24 protein-coding genes are annotated in these 25,768 nt (G+C 67.2%); 13 read left to right on the forward strand and 11 right to left on the reverse strand.

The genetic code is table 11. The annotated features are described in order from the left end of the window. Positions 1-113 precede the first annotated feature (113 nt). Positions 114-1,409, forward strand: a complete 1,296-nt coding sequence (locus BQ8420_RS14940) for a PrsW family intramembrane metalloprotease (protein ID WP_087099532.1) — start codon at positions 114-116, stop codon at positions 1,407-1,409. On the opposite strand, the gene BQ8420_RS14945 is transcribed toward BQ8420_RS14940, so the two are convergent. The 3 genes from BQ8420_RS14945 to BQ8420_RS14955 form a co-directional block, all read right to left on the reverse strand. Next, a complete protein-coding gene (locus BQ8420_RS14945; protein ID WP_087099534.1) occupies positions 1,336-2,466 on the reverse strand; it encodes a heme A synthase in 1,131 nt (376 codons plus the stop codon). The two genes, BQ8420_RS14940 and BQ8420_RS14945, sit on opposite strands and share 74 nt — an antisense overlap. 80 nt (positions 2,467-2,546) lie before the next feature. Next, complete coding sequence (locus BQ8420_RS14950; RefSeq protein WP_087099536.1) at positions 2,547-3,413, reverse strand: DMT family transporter; 867 nt, start codon at positions 3,411-3,413, stop codon at positions 2,547-2,549. Between the two features lie 6 nt (positions 3,414-3,419). Then, complete coding sequence (locus BQ8420_RS14955) at positions 3,420-3,788, reverse strand: hypothetical protein (protein WP_087099538.1); 369 nt, start codon at positions 3,786-3,788, stop codon at positions 3,420-3,422. 139 nt (positions 3,789-3,927) lie between these two features. Here BQ8420_RS14955 and BQ8420_RS14960 point away from each other — a divergent pair, with 139 nt between their 5' ends. Continuing rightward, on the forward strand, positions 3,928-4,635 hold the full coding sequence (locus BQ8420_RS14960) for an RICIN domain-containing protein (RefSeq protein WP_087099540.1): 708 nt from the start codon (positions 3,928-3,930) through the stop codon (positions 4,633-4,635). A 156-nt stretch (positions 4,636-4,791) separates the two neighbouring features. Further along, entirely contained in the window at positions 4,792-6,042 is a 1,251-nt protein-coding gene (locus tag BQ8420_RS14965) for an MFS transporter (RefSeq protein WP_087099542.1), read from the forward strand. On the opposite strand, the gene BQ8420_RS14970 is transcribed toward BQ8420_RS14965, so the two are convergent. Genes BQ8420_RS14970 through BQ8420_RS14980 form a run of 3 tightly spaced genes read right to left on the reverse strand, consistent with a single transcriptional unit; the run spans position 6,005 to position 8,631 of the window. Continuing rightward, positions 6,005-6,805, reverse strand: a complete 801-nt coding sequence (locus BQ8420_RS14970) for an inositol monophosphatase (RefSeq protein WP_087099544.1) — start codon at positions 6,803-6,805, stop codon at positions 6,005-6,007. The two genes, BQ8420_RS14965 and BQ8420_RS14970, sit on opposite strands and share 38 nt — an antisense overlap. A gap of 51 nt (positions 6,806-6,856) precedes the next feature. Continuing rightward, positions 6,857-7,690, reverse strand: a complete 834-nt coding sequence (locus BQ8420_RS14975) for an ABC transporter permease (RefSeq protein WP_087099627.1) — start codon at positions 7,688-7,690, stop codon at positions 6,857-6,859. Between the two features lie 2 nt (positions 7,691-7,692). Next, positions 7,693-8,631, reverse strand: coding sequence for an ABC transporter ATP-binding protein (locus BQ8420_RS14980; protein WP_087099546.1), 939 nt, complete (start codon positions 8,629-8,631; stop codon positions 7,693-7,695). 380 nt (positions 8,632-9,011) lie between these two features. On the opposite strand from BQ8420_RS14980, the gene BQ8420_RS14985 reads away from it, so the two are divergent. Genes BQ8420_RS14985 through BQ8420_RS15020 form a run of 8 tightly spaced genes read left to right on the forward strand, consistent with a single transcriptional unit; the run spans position 9,012 to position 15,633 of the window. Further along, positions 9,012-9,776, forward strand: a complete 765-nt coding sequence (locus tag BQ8420_RS14985) for a metalloregulator ArsR/SmtB family transcription factor (protein WP_087099548.1) — start codon at positions 9,012-9,014, stop codon at positions 9,774-9,776. A gap of 21 nt (positions 9,777-9,797) precedes the next feature. Beyond that, complete coding sequence (sufB, locus tag BQ8420_RS14990) at positions 9,798-11,210, forward strand: Fe-S cluster assembly protein SufB (protein ID WP_087099550.1); 1,413 nt, start codon at positions 9,798-9,800, stop codon at positions 11,208-11,210. Between the two features lies 1 nt (position 11,211). Continuing rightward, the gene (gene sufD / locus BQ8420_RS14995) at positions 11,212-12,372 is read left to right on the forward strand and encodes a Fe-S cluster assembly protein SufD (protein ID WP_087099552.1); all 1,161 of its coding nucleotides are present in this window, start codon (positions 11,212-11,214) and stop codon (positions 12,370-12,372) included. Continuing rightward, the gene (locus BQ8420_RS15000; protein WP_087099554.1) at positions 12,365-12,700 is read left to right on the forward strand and encodes a non-heme iron oxygenase ferredoxin subunit; all 336 of its coding nucleotides are present in this window, start codon (positions 12,365-12,367) and stop codon (positions 12,698-12,700) included. Before sufD ends, BQ8420_RS15000 begins: the two co-directional genes overlap by 8 nt. 8 nt (positions 12,701-12,708) lie before the next feature. After that, entirely contained in the window at positions 12,709-13,470 is a 762-nt protein-coding gene (gene sufC, locus BQ8420_RS15005) for a Fe-S cluster assembly ATPase SufC (RefSeq protein ID WP_087099556.1), read from the forward strand. 3 nt (positions 13,471-13,473) lie between these two features. Further along, positions 13,474-14,757 carry a cysteine desulfurase gene (locus BQ8420_RS15010; protein ID WP_087099558.1) on the forward strand — a complete coding sequence of 428 codons (1,284 nt, stop codon included), beginning with the start codon at positions 13,474-13,476 and terminating at the stop codon, positions 14,755-14,757. Positions 14,758-14,778: 21 nt separating this feature from the next. Continuing rightward, the gene (gene sufU, locus BQ8420_RS15015) at positions 14,779-15,255 is read left to right on the forward strand and encodes a Fe-S cluster assembly sulfur transfer protein SufU (protein ID WP_087099560.1); all 477 of its coding nucleotides are present in this window, start codon (positions 14,779-14,781) and stop codon (positions 15,253-15,255) included. After that, positions 15,256-15,633 carry a metal-sulfur cluster assembly factor gene (locus BQ8420_RS15020; RefSeq protein ID WP_087099563.1) on the forward strand — a complete coding sequence of 126 codons (378 nt, stop codon included), beginning with the start codon at positions 15,256-15,258 and terminating at the stop codon, positions 15,631-15,633. It begins immediately after the preceding gene. A gap of 253 nt (positions 15,634-15,886) precedes the next feature. On the opposite strand, the gene BQ8420_RS15025 is transcribed toward BQ8420_RS15020, so the two are convergent. Then, positions 15,887-17,146, reverse strand: coding sequence for a hypothetical protein (locus tag BQ8420_RS15025; RefSeq protein ID WP_160049320.1), 1,260 nt, complete (start codon positions 17,144-17,146; stop codon positions 15,887-15,889). A 251-nt stretch (positions 17,147-17,397) separates the two neighbouring features. On the opposite strand from BQ8420_RS15025, the gene BQ8420_RS15030 reads away from it, so the two are divergent. Together BQ8420_RS15030 and BQ8420_RS15035 are read left to right on the forward strand one after the other, a co-directional pair. Then, a complete protein-coding gene (locus tag BQ8420_RS15030; protein WP_200815946.1) occupies positions 17,398-17,580 on the forward strand; it encodes an AlpA family transcriptional regulator in 183 nt (60 codons plus the stop codon). A 427-nt stretch (positions 17,581-18,007) separates the two neighbouring features. Continuing rightward, positions 18,008-18,439: a hypothetical protein gene (locus tag BQ8420_RS15035; RefSeq protein ID WP_087099569.1), complete on the forward strand. Its 432-nt coding sequence runs from the start codon at positions 18,008-18,010 to the stop codon at positions 18,437-18,439. Positions 18,440-18,501: 62 nt separating this feature from the next. On the opposite strand, the gene BQ8420_RS15040 is transcribed toward BQ8420_RS15035, so the two are convergent. The 4 genes from BQ8420_RS15040 to BQ8420_RS15055 form a co-directional block, all read right to left on the reverse strand. Further along, positions 18,502-18,993: a hypothetical protein gene (locus BQ8420_RS15040; RefSeq protein ID WP_087099571.1), complete on the reverse strand. Its 492-nt coding sequence runs from the start codon at positions 18,991-18,993 to the stop codon at positions 18,502-18,504. Between the two features lie 79 nt (positions 18,994-19,072). Beyond that, positions 19,073-22,393 carry a hypothetical protein gene (locus BQ8420_RS15045; RefSeq protein ID WP_143847297.1) on the reverse strand — a complete coding sequence of 1,107 codons (3,321 nt, stop codon included), beginning with the start codon at positions 22,391-22,393 and terminating at the stop codon, positions 19,073-19,075. A gap of 23 nt (positions 22,394-22,416) precedes the next feature. Then, positions 22,417-24,663 (reverse strand): hypothetical protein, encoded by a 2,247-nt coding sequence (locus BQ8420_RS15050; protein ID WP_200815947.1) that lies wholly within the window; start codon positions 24,661-24,663, stop codon positions 22,417-22,419. 49 nt (positions 24,664-24,712) lie between these two features. Further along, the gene (locus tag BQ8420_RS15055) at positions 24,713-25,609 is read right to left on the reverse strand and encodes a hypothetical protein (protein WP_087099574.1); all 897 of its coding nucleotides are present in this window, start codon (positions 25,607-25,609) and stop codon (positions 24,713-24,715) included. Between the last annotated feature and the right edge of the window lie 159 nt (positions 25,610-25,768).

The following is a 25,768-nucleotide window of genomic DNA, read 5'->3' on the forward strand; positions in this document are numbered from 1 at the left end:
TGGGGCCGGTCGGACTGTCATCCTGTCGTACACGGGCGGCCCCTCGGGGGGTGATCTCCGCAGGGTGGAGGGGGAGTCGGCACCGCCGACGGCAAGCGCTACGATCTGTGGCCATGCCCCGACTCGACAGCAAGGCCATCCTCCAAGGCCGCAAATCCCGTTACTCGATGACGCTCATCCTGGGCATCACCATCAGCGTGGTGTGCCTGCTCGGCATGCTCGGGTATTTGTGGGTCCTGGCGATGGCGGGTGGTGCGGCCGCGGGAATCGACGGGGCCGTCGGTTTCACCGTGAGCCTGATCGCGGCGGTCGTCCCGGTCACCATCCTCCTCCCGCTCATCCTTTTCCTGGACCGCCTCGAACCCGAACCCGGGTGGGTGCTGTTCTTCGCCTTCGTGTGGGGCGCGGGGGTGGCGGTCGTGGTGTCCTTCCTCCTCAACAGCTGGGGCATCGCCTATCTCATGGTGCCGCTCTTCGGACAGGACATGGGCGACTTCCTCGGCACCTCACTGGTGGCCCCGGTGGTGGAGGAGAGCGCCAAGGGCCTGGTGCTGCTCATCCTGCTGTGGCGGCGCCGCCACGAGATCGACACCTTCACCGACGGTGTGGTCTACGCGGGCATGGTGGCGACCGGTTTCGCGTTCACCGAGAACGTCCTGTACTTCCTCAGCGCGTTCTTCGAGAACACGCTGGTGGCCACGTTCGCCATCCGCGGGCTCATCGCGCCCTTCGGGCACCCGCTCTACACCGCGATGATCGGTATCGGCGTCGCCTACGCGGCCATGCGCAGCGGGGGCCTGCGCTTCCTCGCCCCCGTCGCCGGCTGGGTCCTGGCGGTGCTGCTGCACGGGATGTGGAACGGCGCGACCCTCTTCGGGTGGGGCGGTCTGGGCGTGGCCTACCTGGTTCTGCTCGTGGTGCTCATGGGCATCCTGGCGCTCGCCGGTCAGGACCGGCGCAACCAGATCACCGCGATCGCCCACTACCTGCCGCCCTACGTCTCCACCGGTCTGGTGACCCCCGCCGACATCACCATGCTCGGCTCCATGACCGGCCGTCGCCAGGCCAGGGAGTGGGCGGCGCGCAACGCCGGCGCCCGCGGGCGTTCGGCGATGAAGGACTACCAGCTGGCCGCCACCGAGCTCGCGCTGTTGCACCGGAAGCTGGACGCGGGGGTGGCCCGCAAGGACTGGAAGGTCAACCGCGACGCTTTCCTGGCCCTGATGCACGTGGCCCGGGACACCTTCCTGGGGCGGCTACCCCAGCCGGTCACCCCGGGCTGGGCGGAGCGTCCCACGGACTCGGGCTTCATGCGACGCGCGGACTTCGCGCACGTCATCGCCCAGGCGCAGGCTCAGCAGAGTTACGTTCCCCGTCATGGTCAGTCTCCGCAGCCGCCTCCGTACTGACCCGCTCCTCGTTCGGGGTCAGCCGGGTGGTGGCGAAGTACAGCCGTGCGATCGCCACCCAGGTCAGCGCCGATCCGAGCACGTGCAGCACCACGAGGGACTCGGGCAGTTCCAGGGCGTACTGGGTGTAGCCCAGAACACCCTGGAGCAGCACGACCACCAGCAGTGCCACGCCGCTCAGGCGGGCGGGCCGACCGGCGCCGCCACGGTAGGCGAGCAGGACGGCCGCCGCGCTCCCCAGCAGGGTGAGCCAGGCCAGGACCGAGTGCACCCGGGTGACCGAGGGCAGGTCCATGTCCCAGCGCGGTGCGGCCGCGTCACCGCCGTGCGGGCCGGTGCCGGTGGTCACGGTCCCGGCGATGAGCAGCAGGAAACCGACCACGACCAGGGCGATGCTCACCGCGTGCAGCATCGGACCCACGACGACCCTGGGCGTTCCCTCGGGTTCCTCGCAGCGCACGTACAGCGCGACGGCGATGAAGACCATCACCATGGACAGCAGGAAGTGGGTGGCGACCGAGGCCGGGTGCAGGTCGGTCCAGACGGTGATGCCGCCGACCACGGCCTGGCCCAGCACGCCCAGAGGGATGATGGTGGCCAGGCGGGTCAGGTCACGGCGCCGCGGGGTCGACCGCAGCACGGCGATCAGGGTGATGACTCCGACCGCCAACACCAGGAAGGTCAGGGTGCGGTTGCCGAACTCGATGGCGGCGTTGAAGGCCGCGTGGCCGGTGTCGATCGGTACGAAGCTGTCGGGGGTGCATCGGGGCCACTCGGAGCAGCCCAGCCCCGAGGAGGTGACCCGGACGGTGGCGCCGGTGACGGCGATCCCGGCGTTGACGACGACGTTTCCCAGAGCCCAGGCGCGCAGCGACCGCTGCGTGGGGTTCCAGATGCTCCTGGCCAGGAAGACGAGCGCGAGTACGCCCACGATGGCCAGGGCGACCTGCCAGCCCCAGAGGGGGACGCCGAGGAGCACGATGTCCTCCAACTCGTCCGCCGCGAGCGAGGTCATGGTGGAAGGGGTCGTCGTCGCGGCGACCGGAGAACCAAACATACGACAGACTGTAGTACATCGATGTGGTAGCGCTTACGCGACCCCGCCGAGTGGCCCCACCTGCGCCGATGATGGTGGGTCTAGGCCGAGGAGCGGGTCGATCCGGCGCTGGCGATGATCACACAGGCCACCGCCAGCCACTGCCACACGGTCAGCAGTTCACCGAGCAGGACCAGCCCCACCAGGGCGGCGGCCGCCGGTTGCAGACTCATCAGCACCCCGAACACGCGTGGCGGTATCCGGCGGAGTGCGTTCATCTCCAGTGTGTAGGGGATCACGGAGGAGAGCACGCCCACGGCCAGGCCGAACAGCAGCAGCCGCCAGTCGAGCAGGGCGGCACCGCCCTCGGCGATCCCCGCCGGTGCCAGGACCACCACACCCACCACGCTGCCGATGGCCAGTCCGGAGGCACCGCTGAATCGCTGACCCGTCGCCGCGCTCAACAGGATGTAGCCGGCCCAGGCGACCGCGGCCAGCACCGCGAAGAGCACCCCCAGTGGGTCGAGCGACCCGAACTCCACACCCAGGGCCGCCACACCGAGCCCGGCCAGACCCGCCCACAGCAGGTCGACGCGCCGACGGGAACCCAGGATGGCGATGGCCAGCGGTCCCAGGTACTCGATGGTGACCGCGATGCCCAACGGAATGCGGGCGAAGGCCTGGTAGATGAGGAAGTTCATGGCGGCCAGCGCCACTCCGTAGCCGACCACCACCATCCAGTCGGTGCGGGTACGAGCGCGCAGCACCGGACGGGCCAGGACCGTCAGGACGACGGCGGAGGTGAGCAGACGCAGCCAGACGACCGCGGCGGGCGGCAGCGCCTCGAAGAGGTTCTTGGCGAGCCCGGCGCCGGTCTGCACGGAGACGATGCCGACCAGGATCAACCACACCGGCGGCATCGAGTCCAGCAGCGTGCCGGGGGAGAGGCGGGTCGAACGGGTGCTCATGATGGGTCATCCTACGTTTTGCGGGGTGCGGCTCGCCTCCCCGGTCCCCTCGGCGTCGGTCACACCCGAGGAGCCGCGCGGGCCCCCGACGAAGGCCAGCAGGAGCAGCGACCACGCCACGACCACCACGGCGGGTTGCAGGAGCGTCATCACCAGGCCGATCACCGTCAGGTCGCCCTCACCGGTGAGCAACTGCACGCCGATCCACAGGAACGGCAGCGCCGCCGCGAACAGGTTCACCATCAGCGCGGTCCACGCCAGCCCGGCCCGCGGCGGACGTCGCCACCACAGGAGGGCACCGCCCGCCAGCACGAGGAACAGGGGCGGGCCCAGGTAACGGACCACGAGGAACCAGGGCACGCCGATGCTCTCCATGTCGGGCACCCTATCCAGAAGGTCCGGACACGACCGTCATGCCACGGTGAAGCGGGCGAACGTGCGCTGATCGTGTGGTGTGGTGTGAAATGGTTCGGTCCGACCCCGGATGACCCCGGCCCCGCAGGAGAGTCCCACCATGTCCCGGTCCCGACGTAGAGCCCGCACCCGCACCGCCCCCGACCACCTGCCACGGTGGCCGGTGGCCGCCGGAGCGTCGGCCCTGCTGTTGGCCGTGGTGGTGGGTGCGTACACCGGCGGGCAGTTCTTCGTCGAGACCAGGTCGCAGGTCGAGGAGATGACGGTGACCTCGGGCATTCTCGTCGAACCCTCCGGAGCCCCGGAGTCCGAACCCTCCGAGGACCCCGAGCCGGAGGAGGAGGCCCACCCCGCCGGTCTGGACCCGGCGATCACCTACGCCCTGTTGAACGTGAACGGCGAGCGGGCCCTGGACGTCGCCGGCGGTTCCACCGACAACGGGGCCGACGTGCACCTGTGGGACCGACACGACGAGGAGAACCAACAGTGGCGGTTCGTCCCGGTCGAGGACGACTTCTACGAGATCGTCGGTGTGGGCAGCGACAAGCTGCTGGAGTTCCCCGCCGAACCCGACCCGGAGGCCGACCCCGAGAGCGCCCACGCGGCCTCCCTGCTCAGCCGCACCGGCGAGCACAACCAGCACTGGACCCTGGTCGAGGTCGGTGACGGAGTGGTCCGTCTGGTCAACCGCGCCTCGGGACAGGCCCTCGAAGGTCAGGGCGGTGCGGACGAGAACGGCACCCTCGCCTACCCGGCCGAGGACGGCGGCCACCCCCACCAGCAGTGGCGCCTGGCCCCGCTGGGCTGATCCGAACCGGTCCGGCGCCACCGTGTTAAGGTCGCCCACATGTTCTCCGACCGTGCGTAGACCGACGCCCCCGTCGCGGCAGGCCGCCGCGACCCCTCGGCGTCCACGCACGTTCGCGGCGTCGCCCACGCGCGCCGCCTCCTTCGGAGAACAACCATGTCATCGCCCGTTCGGGCCCCGTCGTACGCCTCCGTGCTGCGCGTCACGGGGGTCGCCCGCTTCTTCGCACCCGCGCTCCTGGGCCGCGCGTCCTACGGGATGGTCTCGCTCGCCCTGGTCCTGTCCGTCGTCCACGCCACGGGTTCCTACGCCGACGTCGGGCTGGTCACCGGCCTGTTCGGCCTCACCGTCACCGTCCTGTCGCCGTTGCGCGCCCGCCTCATCGACCGGCACGGAACGTCCCGTGCCCTGCTCCCGATGGCCGTGCTCCACGCGTGCGCCCTACTGGGTCTGGCGGTCACCACCTGGAACCCCGGTGGGGCGCTCGGGACCCTGGCCGCCCTGACCGTGCTCGCGGGTGCTGGTGCGCCTCCGCTCGGGCCGGTCACCCGCACCATCTGGAGCCACGTGGTCGCCGACCGGGGCCTGCTCCAACGCGCCTACAGTCTCGATACCGTCGCGGAGGAGACCCTTTTCTTCACCGGGCCGCTGATCCTCGGCGCCCTGATGTGGGTGGCGCCCCCTTCGGCGGGGCTCGCGCTCAGCGGCGTCCTGATCCTGGTCGGGACCGTGGGGCTGGCGACCTCGACCGCCGCTCGTTCCCTGACCCCGCCACGACCGGACGCGCCGGGCGATCCGCGTCCGACCGGCGCGAGGCGACCGGATCTCGTCTCGCGTACGGGATTCCTCGCCGCCGTGGCGCTCTCGGCCGTCATGGGACTGACCCTGGGGTCGACGGCCCTGCTCAACGTCGCCTTCGCCGAACAACGGGGCGCGGTCGAGGCCGTGGTGTTGGTCGAAGCCGCCCAGTCCGCGGGCAGCGCCCTCGGTGGTCTGGCCTACGGGGCGGTGATCTGGCGCGCCGGCGCTCGGGCACGGAGCGCCCTGCTGGGGCTGGGATTGGGTGTCGGGGTGGCCGTGGCCGCGCTGATGCCCGGTGTCCCGGCGCTGGTGGCGTTGCTGTTCGTGGTCGGTGCGTTCACGGCGCCCCTGATCATCACCACGTATCTGCTGGCCGACGAGTCGGTGGGCGCCGGCTACCGGACCCGGGCCGGGAACTGGGTCAACACCGCCTACAACGCCGGGTCTTCGCTGGGAGCGGCGGCGGTCGGGATGTTCCTCACCGTGGCCTCCCCGAACGGGGGCTTCCTCCTGGCCGGTGCGGTACTGGTCGTGGTGGCCGTGATCGTGTTCCTCACCGGGGGCCGGGTCAGGCCAGCAGCAGGGAACGCACCGTCCGCCAGGTGACCTCGTCGGCGGCGTCCAACAGCCCCACCCGGTCGTCGTCGGGACGGTAGGGGTCCCCCTCGGGACGTAGGGCGACCCCGCCGGCCTCGGTGATCAACAGGCCGCCGGGGGCGTGGTCCCAGGGCAGGGTCCGGTGGTACAGCACGAAGTCCAGCCCGCCCTCGGCCAGCCGGGGGTAGTCCACCCCGGCGCAGTGGGCCCCCGACCCCACCTCGGCGAACCGGTCCACGGCGGCCTCCACGCGCTCACGCGCGCTGGGGGAGAGGAACCGGGACTGCACCGCTCCGCGCATCCGCGCGGGGTCGGCCGGTGCGGGCTCCCGGCTCAGGCGACGCCCGTCGCACCAGGCGCCCGACCCGAGTTCGGCCGTGTACACGATCTCCAGGGTCGGACGCAGGATCCACGAGGCCACCGCCCTTCCCTCGCGCACCAGCGCCGCCATCACGGCGAAGTCCTCCGAACCGTGCACGAAGTTGCGGGTGCCGTCCAAGGGGTCGACCAGCCACGCGGTGGGTTCGTCGCGCAGCGCGCGAAGCAGCGCGGGGTCGGCGGCGGTGGCCTCCTCGCCGACGACGGGCGCGTCCACGAGCTCGCGGAGTCTGCGGGTGATGGTGGCCTCCGCCTCGCGGTCGGCCACGGTGACGATCTCACCGGGCGACTTCTCCGTCACCTCGTCCCCGCGCAGGGAACGGAATCGCGGCAGGATCGACTCCTGCGCGGCCTCGCGGAGAATCTTGGTCACGGTGTCGATGTCGATCGTCATGGCCGACAGCCTACGACCGTACGATTCCCGAACCCGGTGCCGGCCCCGCCGTCACTCCCAGCGGAACAGACGCGAGGCCAGCAGGCCGCACACGACCGTCCACACGCCCAGGATCAGGAAGGTGCCCACGGACGGCAGGGCACCGTGCGCGAGCACCTCGCGCAGCCCCGACGCGAGCGCGGTGATCGGCAGCACCGACACCGCCTGTTCCATGGGCGCGGGGAAGCTGCTGGTGGGGAAGAGCACCCCGCCCAGACCCAGCATGAGCACATACACGAGATTGGCGCCGGCCAGGGTCGCCTCCGCGCGCAGGGTGCCCGCCATCAACAACGCCAGGGAACTGAACGCCGCTGTGGCCAACAGCACCAGGGCCAGGGCGGCGATCACGCCGGCCGGGCTCAGCGCGGGCTCCCAGCCCAGCAGGAGCGCGACCACACCCAGGAGGGTGATCTGGATGCTCTGCACGGCCAGCACGGCCAGGGTCTTGGCCGCCAGCAGCCCGAACCGGGACAGCGGGGTCGCGCCCAGACGTTTGAGCACGCCGTAGCGCCGTTCGAAGCCGGTGCCGATGGCCAGCCCGGTGAACGAGGTGGACATGATCGCCAGGGCCAGGATGCCGGGGGTGAGCGCGTCCACCCGGGGGCCCTCGCCCACGTCCAGCACGTTGACGAGGCTGAACCCGACCAGCAACAGCACGGGGATCACCATGGTGAGCAGGAACTGCTCGCCATGGCGCAGCATCACGCGCAGTTCCATTCGGGCCTGGGCGGCGACCATGCGCCACATGGGCGCGGCGCCCGGCGCGGGGGAGAACAATCCGGGGTCGTCGGCGAGGGTCGGTGTTGCGGAGTCGGCGACGGTCGCGCCGAAGGTGTGCTCGGTCATCATCAGTCGCGCAGTTCCCGGCCGGTGGTTTCAAGGAAGACGTCTTCGAGGGTACGCCGTCGCACGCGCAGGTCCTCGGCGAGGACGCCGGCCGAGGCGCACCAGGCGGCGACGACGGCGAGGAACTCCGGGCCCGGGGACTCGGGGTCCTCGGCGGTGACGGTGTGTTCGTACCGGCCGCCCGCGGTCACCGTGGCCACGGTCCCGCCCTCGGGCAGGGCCGCTCGCAGGGCGTCGGCGTCGATGGGGGCGTCGGTGGAGAAGCGCACGTCGCGTCGGCGCCCGGTGAGTTCGTCCGGGGCGCCCTCGGCCACCACGGCACCGTGGTCGATGATGACGACGTGGTCGGAGAGACGTTCGGCCTCTTCCATGTGGTGGGTGGTGAGGATGACCGCGACCCCGGCGGTGCGCAGCGCCGTCACCAGGTCCCAGGTGGCCATGCGGGCCTGGGGATCGAGTCCTGCGGTGGGCTCGTCGAGGAAGACGATCTCGGGGCGACCCACGACGGCACAGGCCAGGGAGAGACGCTGTTGTTGTCCGCCGGACAGGCGGCGGAAGGGGGTGCGGCCGGCCGAGGTCAGACCGAGCCGCTCCAGGAGCAGGTCGGGTTCGATGGGGCTGGCGTGGAAGGACGCCATGAGGCGCAGCCACTCGGCGGCGCGGGCGCCGGTGGGAACACCGCCGGATTGGGGCATCACACCGACCCGGGGCTTGAGCGCGGTGGCGTCCCCGATGGGGTCCAGCCCCAGCACGCGCACACTTCCACCGTCGGCGCGGCGGAAGCCTTCGCAGATCTCGATGGTGCTGGTCTTGCCCGCTCCGTTGGGGCCGAGCAGGGCGGTCACCGCGCCCGGGCGCGCGGTGAACGAGAGGCCCGTGACGGCCGTGGTGGAGCCGTAGCGCTTCACCAGGTCGACGACTTCGAGGGCGGCTGTGTCCATGGGGCCTGAGTTTACGTGCGCTCCGGCGTCGGGCCTCACCACCCCGTCCGGAGCCCGTGGAGTGGGGGTGAGTGCGGGGTCGGAAGGGAATGATGGTGCATAATCGCTCCGTTGTGCACTACCGAGACCTGCTTTGTCTCCTGCCGGGCGGAGGGTGCGACCGCATCGTGGGATCGGCGTCTCGCCATCCAGGACGAATGGTCGAATTCGACGCCCGGGGAGATGGGTCGCACTTGTCACATCGGCGCGAATCTCCAGATTAGGCAAGCCTGACCTTCGTGACGAAGCGCATGGAGTCGGGTTTGCCTAGGTGGACTTATTTACGGCACACTGATGTTGTCAAAAGGCAGAGCCGGTAGTGAACGAGGGAGGGGAGCCGAATGCCCGAAGCATCCAGCACGCCCCGCGCCCTCAACGGGCCCGACCACGGAACCCGCGCCCGTGTCGCCCGGCTCATTCTGGAGAAGGGGCCGATCACCGCCTCCGACCTGGGGGAACGGCTCGGCCTGACCCCGGCGGCCATCCGCCGCCACCTCGACAACCTCACCAGCGAGGGCATGATCGAAGCCCGCGACGCCAGGCCCACGCCGGGTCGCCGTCGTCGGGGTCGCCCCGCCCGCGTCTTCGCCATCAACGAAGCCGGACGCGACGCCTTCGTTCACGCCTATGACGACCTCGCGTCCAACGCGCTGCGCTTCCTGGCGCAGAGCGCCGGTCCCGAGGCCATCGGCGAGTTCGCCCGCAGCCAGGTCGCCGACCTGGAACGGCGCTACAAGCCCATGCTGGACGCCGTCCCCGCCGAGCAGCGGGTCCGGCTCCTGGCCGAGGCACTCTCCAGCGACGGTTACGCCGCCAGCGCGGGCCAGGCGCCCGCACCCGGCGGCGGCGACCAGTTGTGCCAACACCACTGCCCCGTCGCGCACGTGGCCGCCGAGTTCCCGCAACTCTGTGAGGCCGAGATCGAGGCCTTCTCGCGGCTTCTGGGCACACCGGTGCGCAGATTGGCCACCATCGCCCATGGCGACGGTGTGTGCACCACACACGTCACCCCCCGGGGAGACGTGGCGGGCGGGGAAGAACACGCCCCCGCGACCACCAGCGCCCGCCGCACGGCGGGCGGAGGATCGCAACACAAGGACGTCTGAGTCCAGGAGGAGTCCGCGCACATGACTTCTGTCGCGCATCCCGAGCTCGAAGGGCTCGGAACATACGAGTACGGCTGGTCCGACTCCGACGCGGCCGGTGCCTCGGCCCGTCGTGGCCTGAACGAGGAGGTCGTTCGGGACATTTCGGCGAAGAAGGACGAGCCGGAATGGATGACCAAGCTCCGTCTCAAGTCGCTCAAGCTCTTTGACAAGAAGCCCATGCCCGACTGGGGCGCGGACCTGTCCAGGATCGACTTCGACAACATCAAGTACTTCGTGCGGTCCACGGAGAAGCAGGCCACCTCCTGGGAGGACCTGCCCGAGGACATCAAGAACACCTACGACCGCTTGGGCATCCCCGAGGCGGAGAAGCAGCGCCTGGTCTCCGGTGTCGCCGCGCAGTACGAGTCCGAGGTCGTCTACCACCAGATCCGTGAGGACCTGGAGGAGCAGGGTGTCATCTTCATGGACACCGACACCGCCCTCAAGGAGCACCCGGAGATCTTCGAGGAGTACTTCGGCTCCATCATTCCGCCCGGCGACAACAAGTTCGCCGCGCTCAACACCTCGGTGTGGAGTGGCGGGTCGTTCGTCTACGTGCCCAAGAACGTGCACGTGGAGATCCCGCTCCAGGCCTACTTCCGGATCAACACCGAGAACATGGGCCAGTTCGAGCGGACGCTGATCATCGTCGACGAGGGCGCCTACGTCCACTACGTCGAGGGTTGCACCGCGCCGATCTACAAGACGGACTCGCTGCACTCCGCGGTCGTCGAGATCATCGTCAAGAAGAACGCCCGCTGCCGTTACACGACCATTCAGAACTGGTCGAACAACGTCTTCAACCTGGTGACCAAGCGCGCCATCGCCGAAGAGGGCGCCACCATGGAGTGGGTCGACGGCAACATCGGCTCCCAGGTCACCATGAAGTACCCGGCCGTGTACCTGATGGGCGAGCACGCCAACGGCGAGACCCTGTCCATCGCCTTCGCCGGCGAGGGCCAGCACCAGGACACCGGCGCCAAGATGGTGCACTGCGCACCCAACACCACCTCCAAGGTCGTGTCCAAGTCCGTGGCGCGCGGCGGCGGTCGTTCCTCCTACCGCGGCCTGATCCAGGTCCAGGAGGGCGCCCACTTCGCCAAGTCCTCGGTGGAGTGCGACGCGCTGCTGATCGACACGATCAGCCGTTCCGACACCTACCCCTACAACGACCTGCGCGAGGACGACACCGAACTCGCGCACGAGGCCACCGTCTCCAAGGTCAGCGAGGACCAGCTCTTCTACCTGATGAGTCGGGGGATGGGCGAAGAAGAGGCCATGGCCATGGTCGTTCGAGGTTTCGTGGAGCCCATCGCCAGGGAGCTCCCGATGGAGTACGCGCTGGAGCTGAACCGTCTGATCGAGCTCCAGATGGAAGGATCGGTTGGTTAAGTTGACGACCACGAACACCGAACCCAAGGCGCACAGCCACGGGCTGGGACAGATCCCGGTCTCGAAGCTGGACACGCACGGTTCCCACGACGTGAACGACTTCCCCGTCCCCAACGGACGTGAGGAGGAGTGGCGCTTCACGCCGATGCGTCGCCTCAAGAAGCTGCACGACTGGAAGGGCGAGGCCGACGGCACCGACGAGACCGTCGTCGACGCGCCCGAGGGCGTCACCGTCGAGCAGGTCGGCCGCGACGACGAGCGTCTGGGCACCGCGGGTCTTCCCGTGGACCGCGTCATCGCGCAGGCCTACAGCGCCTTCGAGCAGGCCACGGTCGTGACCGTGCCGCGCTCGCTGGTCGCCGACAAGGCGATCACGATCGACCGCAAGGGTCTGGGCGGCACCGCCTTCGAGCAGCTCGTCATCGACGTTCAGCCGATGGCCGAGGCCACCGTGATCATCACCAACACCGGCACCGGTGTGCGCGCGGGCAACCTCGACGTGCACGTCGGTGAGGGCGCCAAGCTCAACCTGGTCAGCCTCCAGGAGTGGGACGAGGACGCGGTCGAGGTCAGCCAGCACAACGCGCGGGTGGCCAAGGACGCGAGCTTCAAGTCGGTCATCATCACCCTGGGCGGGGACCTGGTCCGTCTGTCGCCGCGCGTGTCCTACACGGGCCGCGGCGGCAACGCCGAGCTCTACGGTCTCTACTTCGCCGGTGACAAGCAGCACCACGAGCACCGTTCGCTGATCGACCACAACCTGTCCCACACCCGCTCCAGGGTGGACTACAAGGGCGCGCTCAACGGTTCCGGGGCTCACACCGTCTGGATCGGTGACGTGATCATCGGCGAGGGCACCGAGGGCACCGACTCCTACGAGCACAACCGCAACCTCCAGCTCTCCGACGACACCCGTGTGGACTCCGTGCCGAACCTGGAGATCTTCACCGGTGAGGTCCAGGGGGCGGGGCACGCCAGCGCCAGTGGGCGTCTGGACGACATCCACCTCTTCTACCTGCGCTCGCGCGGGATCCCGGAAGAGGAGGCCCGTCGCCTGATCATTCGCGGCTACTTCCTGGACATCGTCAACCGCATCGACGACGAGGACCTGCGCGAGCGGGTCATGGAGAAGGTCGAGCAGAAGCTCGCCGCACATGAGTGAGCAGGGCGTTTGGACCAAGGTCGCCGAGCTCGACGAGATCCCCGAGGAGGGGGTCCTGGGGATCGAGACCGACGACGAAACGCCCGTCGTGCTGGTGCGCAGCGAAGGCGAGATCTTCGCGATGCGGGACGAGTGCTCGCACGCGGAGGTCCGCCTGTCGGAGGGCGAGGTCGAGGACGGCACCATCGAGTGCTGGCTGCACGGCTCCTGCTTCGACCTGCGTTCGGGGGCGCCCATCAACCCGCCCGCGACCAAGCCGGTCCCCACCTATGACGTGAAGATCGACGGCGACGACGTGTTCGTGTCGCTGGATGAGAAGAATTCCTGAGGCCTGAAATGACGAAGTTCGAAATCCGCGGTCTGCGCGCCGACGTCCTCATCGGTGAGGACGAGCGACGCGAGATCCTCAAGGGCGTCGACCTCACCATCAACTCCGGTGAGACCCACGCCATCATGGGCCCCAACGGCTCCGGCAAGTCCACCCTCGCCTACGCGATCGCGGGTCACCCCCGCTACGAGATCACCGAGGGCGAGGTCCTCCTCGACGGCGAGAACGTCCTCGACATGGAGGTGGACGAGCGGGCCCGCGCCGGTGTGTTCCTGGCCATGCAGTACCCGGTCGAGGTTCCGGGCGTGTCCATGTCCAACTTCCTGCGCAGCTCGGTCACTTCCGTGCGCGGCGAGGCCCCCAAGCTCCGTCAGTTCTCCAAGGAGCTCCAGGGCGCCATGAAGAACCTCTCCATCGACTCCTCCTTCGCCGCCCGCGGCGTCAACGAGGGCTTCTCCGGTGGTGAGAAGAAGCGGCACGAGATCCTCCAGCTGGAGCTGCTCAAGCCCAAGGTCGCCATCTTGGACGAGACCGACTCCGGCCTGGACGTCGACGCGCTCAAGGTCGTCTCCGAGGGCATCAACCGCGCCCACACCGCGAGCGACCTGGGTGTCATGCTCATCACGCACTACACCCGGATCCTCAACTACGTGAAGCCCGACTTCGTGCACGTCTTCGCCGAGGGGCGCATCGCCGAGTCCGGCGGCCCCGAGCTGGCGCAGGTGCTGGAGTCCGAGGGCTACGAGCGTTTTGTGAAGGCGGGCGCGTAACACATGAATGATCGCGAGCTGGAACGGCTCGACGTCGCGGCGATCCGGGAGGACTTCCCGATCCTCTCCCGGACCGTCCGTGACGAGCGCCCGTTGGTGTACCTCGACTCCGGGGCTACCTCGCAAAAACCCCGGCAGGTGCTGGACGCCGAGCGTGAGTTCTACGAACGCCACAACGCGGCGGTGCACCGGGGAGCGCACCAGCTCGCGGAGGAGGCCACCGACGCCTACGAGTCGGCCCGAGAGACCATCGCGTCGTTCATCGGGGCCGACTCCGACGAGGTGGTGTTCACCAAGAACGCCACCGAGGCGGTCAACCTGGTCGCGTACGCGATGAGCAACGCCGCCACGGCCGAGGAGGGCCTCCGTCGGTTCCAGGTGGGTCCGGGCGACGAGATCGTCGTCACCGAGATGGAGCACCACGCCAATCTGGTGCCCTGGCAGCAGCTGTGTCAGCGCACCGGTGCGACGCTGCGCTGGTTCTCGGTGACCGACGAGGGTCGTCTGGACCTGTCGGACCTGAACGAGCTGGTCAACGAACGCACGAAGCTGGTGGCGTTCGCGCATCAGTCCAACGTGGTGGGCACCGTCAACCCGGTCGCCACCATCACCGCGCGGGCCCGAGAGGTCGGCGCCATGGTGCTGCTGGACGCCTGTCAGTCGGTGCCGCACATGCCGGTCGACGTCGCGGCGTTGGACGTCGACTTCCTGGCCTTCTCCGGGCACAAGATGCTCGGTCCCAACGGGATCGGCGTGCTCTGGGGGCGCAGGGAGCTCCTCGCCGCCATGCCGCCGTTCATCAGCGGTGGTTCGATGATCGGCGTGGTGCACATGAGCCACTCCACCTGGGCCGACCCACCTCAGCGGTTCGAGGCCGGTGTGCCGATGGCCCCGCAGGCCGTCGGTCTGGCCGCGGCCTGTGACTACCTGTCGAAGGTGGGCATGGACCGCGTCGCCGCGCACGAGCACGAACTCACCGAGTACGCGCTCAAGCTGGTGGGGGCGATCGAGGGTGTGCGGATCGTCGGTCCGACGGAGGCCGTGGACCGGGGCGGCGCGGTGTCGTTCGTGGTGGACGACATCCACCCGCACGACCTGGGCCAGGTCCTGGACGACAAGGGGGTCGAGGTGCGGGTGGGCCACCACTGCGCCTGGCCACTGCACCGTAAGCTCGGCATCGTCGCGACCACGCGCGCCTCCTTCTACCTCTACAACACGGTGGAGGATGTCGAAGCGCTCGTGGAGGCCATCCGGGCCGCCCAGAGGTTCTTCGGAACCCGGGCCTAGGAACGAGGATTCTGCCTGACCATGCAGTTGGACGCGATGTACCAGGAGATCATCCTGGACCACTACCGGAACCCGCACCGCAAAGGCCTGCGGGACCCGCACAACGCCGAGGCGCATCACATCAACCCCACGTGCGGGGATGAGGTGACGCTCCGCGTGGCGTTGACTCCGGCCACCGATGGTGCGGAACTGGACGAGAAGGCGGTCATCAGCGACGTCTCCTATGATGGGATGGGCTGTTCGATCAGCCAGGCCAGCACCTCCGTGCTCACCGACCTCCTCATCGGGAAGTCGGTGGCCGAGGGGATGCGGACCCTGGACGCCTTCAGCGAGATGATGCAGTCCAAGGGCAAGGGTGAACCCGACGAGGACGTACTGGAGGACGCGGTGGCGTTCGTCGGTGTGTCCAAGTACCCGGCCCGGATCAAGTGCGCCCTGTTGGGGTGGATGGCCTGGAAGGACGCGGTATCGCAGTCCTTCGAGAAGGAAGGCTCCTGAATGAGCGACAACGAGAGCACGACGACCGAGACCGCCGAGCAGCCCGAGGCAACTCCGCTCTCCCCTGAGCAGGAGGCGTTCGCCGAGGAGGTCGGTGAGGCCCTCAAGGACGTGATCGACCCCGAGCTCGGGGTGAACATCGTCGACCTGGGGCTGTTGTACGGGGTGAACGCCGACGACAAGTCGATCACCCTGGACATGACCCTGACCAGCGCTGCCTGCCCGCTGACGGACGTCATCGAGGACCAGACCAACAGCGCCTTGGACGAGTTCGATCGCGAAGTCAAGATCAACTGGGTCTGGATGCCGCCGTGGGGTCCGGACAAGATCACCGACGATGGTCGGGACCAGCTGCGCATGCTGGGCTTCAACGTCTGATCGTCTGAATCACGCTCTCTGGCCTGCATATCCGCAGGTCAGAGAGCTTTTTTCTGCATCGGAACGCCTCGTCCGGACGCTGTCTGAATTGCTATCGAGCATGCCTCGGCTCGGTCCGAGTGATGTGATCCCCACATAGTGATTCAGTCATCATGTGATTCTAGGGTGACCGGAGGTGCTCCGGGTGGGCGCACGTTACTCACACTGTGCGGGATATTGCGCGGTACTGTGCGGGACTCTCCAGCGGCCGACGCTACTCATCGTCGACCAGCTTGGCTGCCTGGGCGAGGCCGTTGAGGTCGGAGGCATCGGTGTAGTAGAGGTTAGCGACTTTGGTCGAGTGGCCGAACTGGGAGTTGAGTACCGCCTCAGATACCTGACCCACGAAGAACGAGCGCAACGTCGTGCGCCACAGGTGCGAGCGCTGCTCTTCGAACAGTGCGATCCTGGTCGCCTTGGCCATGCGCATGTAGAGCTTCCGGCACACCTGACCGCACCTCTGTCGATGCCAGGGCTTCAGAGGATCCATCGGCGCACCGACGATGAACCCTTCGCCACCCTGCTCATCACGGCGCTTGAGAAGTCGCTCGGCCACCCGTTGATCAAGGACCAGGACGACACGCGGGTGGCCGCCCTTGGCCACGTGCTCCGGTACGTCGATGCTCAGGACCCCGTTGCCGGAAACGTGCGCCATGGACCAGTCGACCAGACGACCTTCGCTCTGCCGTAGCCCGGTGGTCGCCTGAAGCAGGGTCATGTCGATGCTGGTGAGGAAGGTGGCGACCTGGAGCTCAGGGCGCCATATCCACCCGTACTTCTTGTGCGAAACCGGCCAGTCGGTGGGATCGGCATCGAGGAGCCACTGCAGCGTGAGCTCGTACTCCTGGCGCATGAGAGCTCGACCCCCGCGCTTCCTCTGCGGCCTCTCGACGCCGGTCAGGTCGGTCAGGCGTGCTTCCATCACGGGGTTGAAGTCCATCATCCCGTCGAGGACGAGGCGCTTAGCGATGTACTTGTTCCACACCGTGCGGCACGACTTCGCCGTGGACAGGCCGTGCAGCTGGGCGATCTCTGTGAGGGTCTCCTCGAGGGCTCGAGGGGTCGTGCCCGACCCGATGGTGTGCCGGTTAAACCCATGCTGGTGGCGCTTGCCCTTGCACTTCGCGCAGTCTCCGAGGAGGAACCGTAACCCCGCCTCGTATTTCTCCCGGCTCAGGTCCTCGAGCTTGGCCTTCTCGAGTGCCGGCCGGGTCACCTTGTCGATATAGTCCGACAGCTGGTCTGACAGACGCCAGGCACCGCCGCCCGTGCGCAACAGCTCCTCGGCCTTACGCTTCGCCTTGCGCCGGGTCTCGCCCTTGGTCGCGCCGTAGGAATCCTTCCGCTCCTTGCGTCCATCGCGATGGACCAGCGTCCAGGTCATCCGATACGTACCGTCGGCCAGCTGTCTCGGGGTCGAGCGTTCGGCAGTGTGCTCCCCCGGAGCCAGCTTGCTTGTCGTCGCGCGTGTCATTGGGTCAGTGTAAACATCGGCTGCTGCCGCCTCTGCATGGGCCACGCGTGACGCATAATCACCAATGAGTGCTTATCTAAATCACGTATAACTCACTACATGAGTGGTCTATTAATCATTATTCGGATAGACTGTCCGACACGTGCACCGGAGTGGATCGGTGCCAAAGACGAAAGAGAGAACCTACGATGCCCACCGCAGCGGGTCGGTCCACCACGGGTCGGTCCACCACGAGCCGACGTACGACCACCGTGAGAACCGACCGTGCTGCCCTGCCTACCGAAGAAGCCGCACACTACACCGGGCTCTCGTATGGAACGCTGAAGAAGTGGCGCGTGACCGGTGACGGCCCGGCCTATGTCCGCATCGGATCGCGCGTCGTCTATCTCATCGACGATCTCGACACGTGGTTGCGCGAGCACCGCGTCGCCTAACAACAACTCGCCCACGACACTGACGAAGCCCCCGGCCGCTCTGGCTCCAGGGGCTTCCTGCATGCCGGGTCGACGCTCATCGTTGTGTCCGCCAAGGGGAGGGCCGACACGATGACCTGCATCCAGTACTCCATCAACTCTCGTCTGAGACTGTGAGTGCTCGGCCTACCGTAGATCAGACACAGTGTGAATCCCGATGAACCCCCAGTTCAGTCGAGGATTCTCAGTCAATCAATGCCCAAGTGGTACACGATCTCTGAGGCAATTGGAGTAGCAAGTACTGCCTGTGTCGATGGGGGCGGGGGTGGATCAGACAATCATGTGTATAGTCTTTGGTCCAGCTTTGGCTTCCGGGCGTGGGCGCGAGTCTTGGAGCGATTGCACCAGAGCTGACTCCCCATCGCCCCGACAGACAAGGACGAAGACCATGATGATCACCAGGACCACCGCACGGACCAGGTTCACCGCTGTCAGCGCGGTCCTGGTCGGTCTCGGCTTCTCTCTCGCCGCCTGCTCGGGCGGCGGTGGCCTCGACGGCACCTATTACGCCGAGGACGTCAACGGCACGTCCAACCTCGGCCAGCTGGTGGTCAACGGCGACGACGTCACGCACAACGAGTACAAGTGCGACGCGGTCTACACCAAGGCCGACGTCGAGTCGACGGGGCAGTTCAGCGACGATCAGTCGCAGATCACCTGGATCACCATCGGCGACGACGAGCGCAATGAACGCACCGGGACCGAGGCGCTGAGCACGACCGACGACACGATCACCCTCGGCGACAAGGCCTACGTCCGCGGGGGCAGCGATGCCGGCAAGGTCATGCTTGACAAGCATCGGGCCGAAGAGTGCGATTGACACCGCCCGCGACGACGAAGACCCCGTGAGTCCAGGGCTCACGGGGTTTCTTCACGCCTCCTCTACCTCTCCCGCAGCTGCTCGGCCTCGTACTCTTCGATTGTCTCCGGGGGTCGGCCGTAGCGCGGTGCCCGTGCGGCGACGAAGCCGATGACCGACCACTCCGCCTGCCTGGCCCACCGCGAGCGGGCGACGAGGAACAGGGCCAGGCCCGCTGTCGCCGCGTTTGCCGAGGACCACGCTGCGGCCAGGATGAGGGGGAGCGCCAGCACTGCCATCAGCTCGCCGCGCAGGTCGAGCACCGCCAGGCCGAGGAGACCGGCGAGATGGGCGACGAGTCCGGCCAGGCAGCCCTTGAAGCATCGATCGAAGACCGACAGCGCCTCCGGCTCGTCCCGCGAGCGTAGTCCGCGCACCGCCCAGGGCAGCAGGGCGGCGGTGGCTACGACGGCCACGATGCCCAGGTCGATCTCCCACAGACCCGCCAGCCACCACGACGCCGAGCGCCACCGGCCGCGGGGGAACTCGTTGCGCAGTCCCGTCTTCAGGCCCATCGCACCTCCTGGCAGCAGGCAGGGGAGGCGGTCGTATCGACCGCCTCCCCTGCGGGGGGAGACCTCATCCGATCGGCTCCTACGAGCCGTCCGGTCGATTGACCGGCCTCGGGCGCTCCGTGATCTCGCGGTCCCTAGGCTGCTTGGTCCTCTGGCCGGGGGACGCCTGGATCCCCGACCTCTGGTACCGATGCGAGAACCCGTTGCCTCCGGGGGCACCACTGGCGGTGCTCGGCCCGCCGATCGCCGTGGTATCGGTGCCCGACGGTGCCATCGGTGTCGCGGCCGCGGGTTCGGTTGACGCAGCGGGGGGCGGACCGGCCGGCAGCGGGATCGCCCCGCTGAGGCGCGGGGCCTTCGGACTCGGCTTGATGCCCGGGGTCCCCGCATGGTCCCCGGGGCCGACCTGCGCGTCGAACCGCGTCGGGATCGAGGTAACGCCGGTCCTGCTGCCTGGGTGAGATGTTGATCGGGCCTGCTGGTCGCCGGGGTTCGAGCCGGAGAAGTTCGTCTGGTCTGCGCTGGGATCGACGCCCTTCGACCTGTGGCCTCCAGGATGGGAGATGATCTCGCCCTGGATGACCCGGCTCTTGCCGCCGGGCATCTGATCCGGGTCTGAGCCCGCGACGTCGCCGGTCGTCACGCCGCCGTCGGGGATCTCGGCCTTCTTCTGGTCCTTCGTGTCGAAGCCCAGCCTCGACAGGCCTCCCTGCCGAGCAATACCTTCGGCCTTGGCCTTGTCCTCCTGGGCCGATCCCGGAGGCGCGCCGGGCAGCTGCAGTGGTCCTCCCTTCGTGTTCTGCTGCGACTGCTCCAGCTGACCGGCCGAGTTGTGCTCGTTCGACGATGACCTCGACCCGTTGAAGGTGCCCGGGCCACCCTGAGGTGATCTCTTGGTCCCGGGGCCCGGCTCCCCGGGACCGGGTTGGCCTGACTTGAGGGCTTTGACATTGCCGCCCTCGAGCTGGGCGTTGCTCGGGATCCCGCCGGCGTTGGGTTTGTTCGTGTCTCCTCCGCCGGGGCCGGGCTGGCCGTTGCCGTTGGGCTTCTTCAGTCCGCCGAGCTTGCCGCCGGTGGCCTGGGCGAGCTTGTTGCCCGCCGCCATGCCCGCGCCGGCGCCGAGGCCCCCGGCTGCGGCCTGCATGGGACCGCCCTGTTTCGCCTTCGGCGCGGTGTCGGTCTCGAGGAACTTGTCGACGAGCTTCGTCACGGCCTCGTCCAGGGCCTGGAGTACGGTCTTGCGCACGCGCAGGAGGATGAACGTCACGGCGATAATGAGCAGCGTGGACAGGAAGGTGAGGACGACCACCGCCACCGGCCCCAGGCCGAGCGTGGACAGGAGTCCGTTCACAGTCACGAGGTTCGTCAGGGGTCCAGAGGCGATCGACGGCACGCCGATGATCAACCGTGAGACGAGCTGATAGAGGAAGATCGTGAGGATGACTTCGAGGATCATTGCCACCGAGTAAATGATCACCTTGCTGATCGCCGCGATCGCGCCCAGAGTGGCGAACGGGATTGCCGCGATCAGCGAGAAGGTCCGCTTGAGTGCGCCGATGACCATGCCGAAGGCGTACCAGATGCCCAGCAGGCAAATGCTGCCCAACAGCGTGACGGTGTTGGCCCAGTACATGAACGACGCCGGTCCCGAGCCGACCTGGCTCACCGAGGAGTGGTTCTCGCGCACGAGGCCCGACATCGCGTTCTCCGAGCTGAACGAAGTGAGGCTATCTGAGGAGAACGAGCTGTTGAGATAGTTGTACATCGACAGGGGCGACATGCTGCACTTCGCCGGGTCCTCGCCGTTGTTGGTCGTGACCATGAAGCCGCAGGTCTTGGCCGAGTCCTCCTGATTTTTCGTCGTGAACGTCCGCACACCGTCGGAGACCTCCGACTGCAGGCCCTCGCCCTGGGTCGAGATCATCGGGGCCCCGGAGGCCTCCGGGTCGTCCTCGTCGCCGAATCGCTCAACGTCGCCGTAGCTGCCCGTGTTATTGAACCAGTCCTCCTTGACGTCCTCGTCGGCGTTCTCCGACAACCAGCTCTTCACACCCGACTCGAAGTCTGAGGCCGGCGTCTCCTGCCCGCTGATGTAGCGGTTGAGGATGTCCAGCGTCGTGGCCACCTGCTGCCACGAGCCCGGCTCCTCCTGGGTGAGGTCGACGTTCGAGGCGTCCTTCCACGCGTCCTCCGCATTGTCGGACACGCCTCCGGTGTCCCAGCCGGCGTCGCGGTAGGCCGGGTGGGAGACGATGTTGATCGCCAGCGCCGAGCTCCGCGCCGACATCGTCGACTTCGGGTCGGCCTGCCCCTTTCCCTCGTTCCAGCCGATGATCGCGTCCTCGGGCACGAGCAGGCGGGAGTTCATCGCCCAGGCGTTGAAATCGACGTAGTTGGATAGGACGACCTGGGTGGCACCGGCCGAGGCGTCGACCTCGGATTCAGAGAAGCCGTCGAGGACGGCGGTGTACATCGATCCGAAGATCGGCAGGCCGAGGCCGAGGAAGAGGATGCGTACGACGAACTTCTTGATCGCCGAGCCGCGATCCATCTTCTTGAACAGCACGAGGCCGATGAGGAGGAAGCCGAGGAAGAGTGGGACGAGGAAGTTCCACGACAGGTCGACGAGCGTGCCGTACCACTCGCCGATGAAGGTCGCGATTCCCGAGAACGCGCCGGGAGGCCCGCAGTCGCCGCCCGACTCGCAGTTGAGCATCCCGTCGGCCAGGCCCTGCTGGTAACCCCCGCTCGTTCCCTCGGCGGTGGTCACGTCGGCGACGGCCGTGTAGAACCACGCGAAGGGGTTGAGGAACTTGAGCAGCTCGATGAAGGCGAAGAAGAGTCCTGATATGAGCAGAGCCACGCCGTAGCAGGCCCACATCACCGACCCCGCGAAGCCACCGATGATGTCACCGATGACCCCGCTTGACATCGAGTCGAAGCCCAGGTCCTTGTTGGCCGCCCCGAACTGGCCGTAGGCGAGGAAGGCGTCGCCCCCCTGGCTCAGCGTCTGGTGCGTGATCGTCTGCGTCGAGCCCGACAACCCGGCCGAGAGCCAGCGTTTGAACTGCGAAACTGTCGGGTCGCCGTAGCCGAGCAGGGAGCCCGCGGCCCCCGGATCGGACTCGGCGATATCCTCCCACGCCCCGCCGAGGCTCTCGCCGGGCTCGTTGGAGTCAGAGAAGTAGCCCGCGCCGTTGGACGCGAGCTGATACAAGCTGTAGTTGTCCTCCTCCTCCGAGGCGTTGTCGTCGGCGAAAGCCGTGGAGCCGCCAAGGAGACCGAACAAGAGGGGTGCGGCGAGCACGACGAGGAGCACGCCGACGACGACCCTGATCCACCCCGGCCGGAGCAGGACGCTGCCGAACCCGCCTCGCGCGCGCGTGATCGCCGTGCCCATCCGTTCCACCGATTCCCCTCTGCTCATTTCTTGGCCAGCTTCGTCCGCTTGCCCCTCTTCGCCGTGCCGCGGCGTGGGGCCTTCTTGGTGAGCCCAGCGGCCGGCTTCGTCTTCCGATCCCCGGACGAGCCGTCATTCAATTCATCATCTGAATTGTCATTTCTATTGTTCCCCAATGACGTGAGATTCGCACCCGGCGTCGGTTCGTCGTCGAGGATCTGGGCCATCCGCTCGGCCTCCTCGGCCCGGGCCGCCTCGAGGCGGACCTTGCGCCGCTGGGCCTCCCGGTAGGGGTTGATCCCCAGGGCCAGGTCGAGGTGGAAGACAACATTCGTCACGCCGCGGCGCAGATACGACAGACTCTCGCCGCGGATCGTGATGAGGTTGGCAAGGTCGCGGGGGATCTGCTGAGCCAGCTGCTTCTGGTATTCGAGCACCGTCGAGTCACGCATCGGCCCTAGCACGGTGTAGTCGGCGGCGTCGAACTTGTTGAACTTCGAGTCCGAGAGCATCTTGTCGACGTCGTTGTAGCTGTAGACGACACGCCCTCCCCGGTCGAAGAGGTGCTCGAACTGCTCGGTGATGTACGTCTTCACCCGGTCGTCGATGAGGTCTGCCCCGTGAATGATCACGGTGTCGCCTACGCCGAGCTCGGCCACGGCGAAGCCGACGATATTGACCAACTGGGCCATGGCCACGCCGCGCCCGCGCGTCATCAGCCGCGAGAAGTCGTAGAGCACCCGGCGGGCGTCGTGGACCCCGTCGATCGCGGCAGCCGTGGCGTTATTGAACAGGTCACCGTTGGTCGAGAGCATCGTCTGTCCGATGGTCTGGAGCAGGTTGAGCGCCCGGAGCTGGTCGGGGTCGCTTTTGTCCGAGGCCAGCAGGCGCTTGTGCGCCATGTCGAGATAGGACACGAACAGCTGCAGCTTCGGCACATGTGTGTGGTCAATGCCGACCACACGCAGCTTCTTGCGCATGTACTGGGCGTTCTCGCGCCACATGCCCTGGTCGATGTAGAAGTCCGTGGCGATTCGCTCGAGGTTGCCCCTGATAATCGAGGCCACCGCCCCGTCCGAGGACTCGTAGAGCTGCTCGAACATGAGCTTGAGCTTCTCCATGTGCGTGGAGAAGATCGCCAGCTCGTCCTTCTCCTCACCGAACATCTCGAACATGTTCACTTCGCCGGAGTTGAGGTCGACGCGGGCGGTCAGGCGCTCGAACGCCGGCCCGAGCTTGTCCATCTTGGCCCCGTCGAGGACGAGGTGGACGGCGCGGCCGTTGTCGAGCATCGTCGCCTGAGACAGCTTCGAGCACCACATGTTCGACACCCGCTCGCGGTCGAGGTACTCCGACAGCGTCGAGTCGGCGACGACGACGTGGTGGGCGTAGTCATTGACACCCATGAGCACGGCCGAGGAATTAACGTCTCCGACCATGAATCCGACGTACTCTCCGTCCTTGTCGTTGAGCCCGTTGGTCACCAGTGAGTAGGAGCCGGCGAACTCGGTCGAGGTGTAATGGAAGCCCTTGCCGCGCTTCTTGTCGTTGTTCTTGAACAGGCCCGACAGCTCCTGGCGCTGCTCGCCGACGTAGGCCGCAGCCTTGAGAGTGCCGAAGCGGTCGATGTAGAGGCGCGTGACCCGATCAATGGTGTCCTCGAGGGTCTCCAGGTCCGGTGCCTTGAGAAAGAGGCGGTTGTGCACGTGCAGGTACGCTGCTCCATCCTGGAGCTCGCCGATGATCGCCTCGCGGTCGGCCGAGGCCTTGGCGGCCTTGCGCTTCGAGGAGGTCGTGCCCGAGGCTTCCTGCTCGCTGGTCTCGAGGGAGTCGAGCTTCTCCGACTGCTTGGTGTACTGGTCAATCCACTTGTCGTCCTTGCGCACGACCTGCTCGAGCACGACCGCCGTGACCCGCTCGTCGAGCCCCGACGGGATCCTGTCGATACCCCAGAACGGGGCGAAGGCGTCGTGCGAGGCGTCGTCGTGAAAGTAGCCGAGGACGCAGGCGACCGAGGAGTCGACCTCGACGTAGTCCGAGCGGAAGAGGTAGCGCTCCTTGGGCTTGAGCGCCATGAGGTGCGGGTAAAAGAAGTAGGATCCGGCCAGTTGTCGCTCCTCCTGCCGTCGGGCCCACCAGCCGAGCAAGCCGCGCCGCGTGGCGGTCGTCATCTGGGGCTCGGGCCCGTCGACCGGTTGGCTCGGCTCGGTCTCCGGCTCGGCCTCGGCCGGGATACCCAGCTGCTTCCTGCTCTTCATGAACAGCGCCATGGTTCGTCCGCATCCTTACTTCGTCGTCTCGTTGGGGAGGGGGTATCGCTCAGGTCGCGGTGGGAGTGAGCTGGTCATCGATTCCGGAGTAGAAGACCCGCAGCATCGGCTGGGCCTCTTCGCGGTCGAGCATCGTGGCTTCCTTGATCATCAAATCGCTGTTCTCGACCTCGGCCTGGAGGATCGTGTGTCCGCGGCGCAGCGCGTCCTCGCTCTTGCCCTTGAGCAGCAGGTATTGGTGAATCGATGCGAACTTGCCACCGACGTGCTGGGTGAGGATGTCGTACTGCTCGTTCTGCAGCTCGATGAGATCGGGGTCCCGGATCCCCAAGGCCTGATTACGCCGCTCAAGATTCGCCATCTGGTGGTAGATCCGCTGCGGCTCCTTCGTCGTGATGAAGACGTGCTCGCAGGTCGTCTCAACCTTCTTCCAGAAGTCGTCGTTGCGCTTGAGGATCCCGACCCGGTCTTCATCAAAGAGCAGGTAGCTCGCCGACCCGACGACGAGATAGACCTGCCCCTGCCCACCGTCGGAGTAGTGGATCCGACCGTCCTCGTCGATCGACTCGATGCCGACAATCGAGTAGAAGCCCGATGGGTTCGAGTCCCGCCTGGTGAAGACCCGGCGCGCCGACTTCGGCAGGTAGGCCAGCAGCGGCGGCACCGTCGTGATCCGCAGCTCCTTGGTCTTGGTCAGCTGGCCCATGTAGAGGACGAAGACCAGCGACCACAGGACGAAGAGCGCGATGAACTTCGAGCCGGAATCGGCGATGAAAGTCGAGGTCGCGCACCAGGCGACGACGATGATCCCGCCGAGGAAGAAGCCGATCTGCTTGATCGGCATCGGCCGCATCTGCCAGCTGTTGCCACCGAGACCGATCTCGTGGTCCGGCAGACCTCTGGCCAGGCTGACCGGAACCTTGTACGCACTCTTGACTTCAGGCATGCCGCGCACCTACTCTCGCCGTCGGCTCAGCGATCGTTCGCATCCGCCTGCTCACCTCTCTCTCACCCATTACTCGATGATTAAAATGAATTAATAGATGAATTCCATATACGGAAACTCTATCGCACGGATTGCCGATTGAGAATCATTCATAGAACA

The organism is Nocardiopsis sp. JB363 (assembly GCF_900143625.1).
In the GTDB taxonomy this organism is placed as follows: Bacteria; Actinomycetota; Actinomycetes; order Streptosporangiales; family Streptosporangiaceae; genus Nocardiopsis.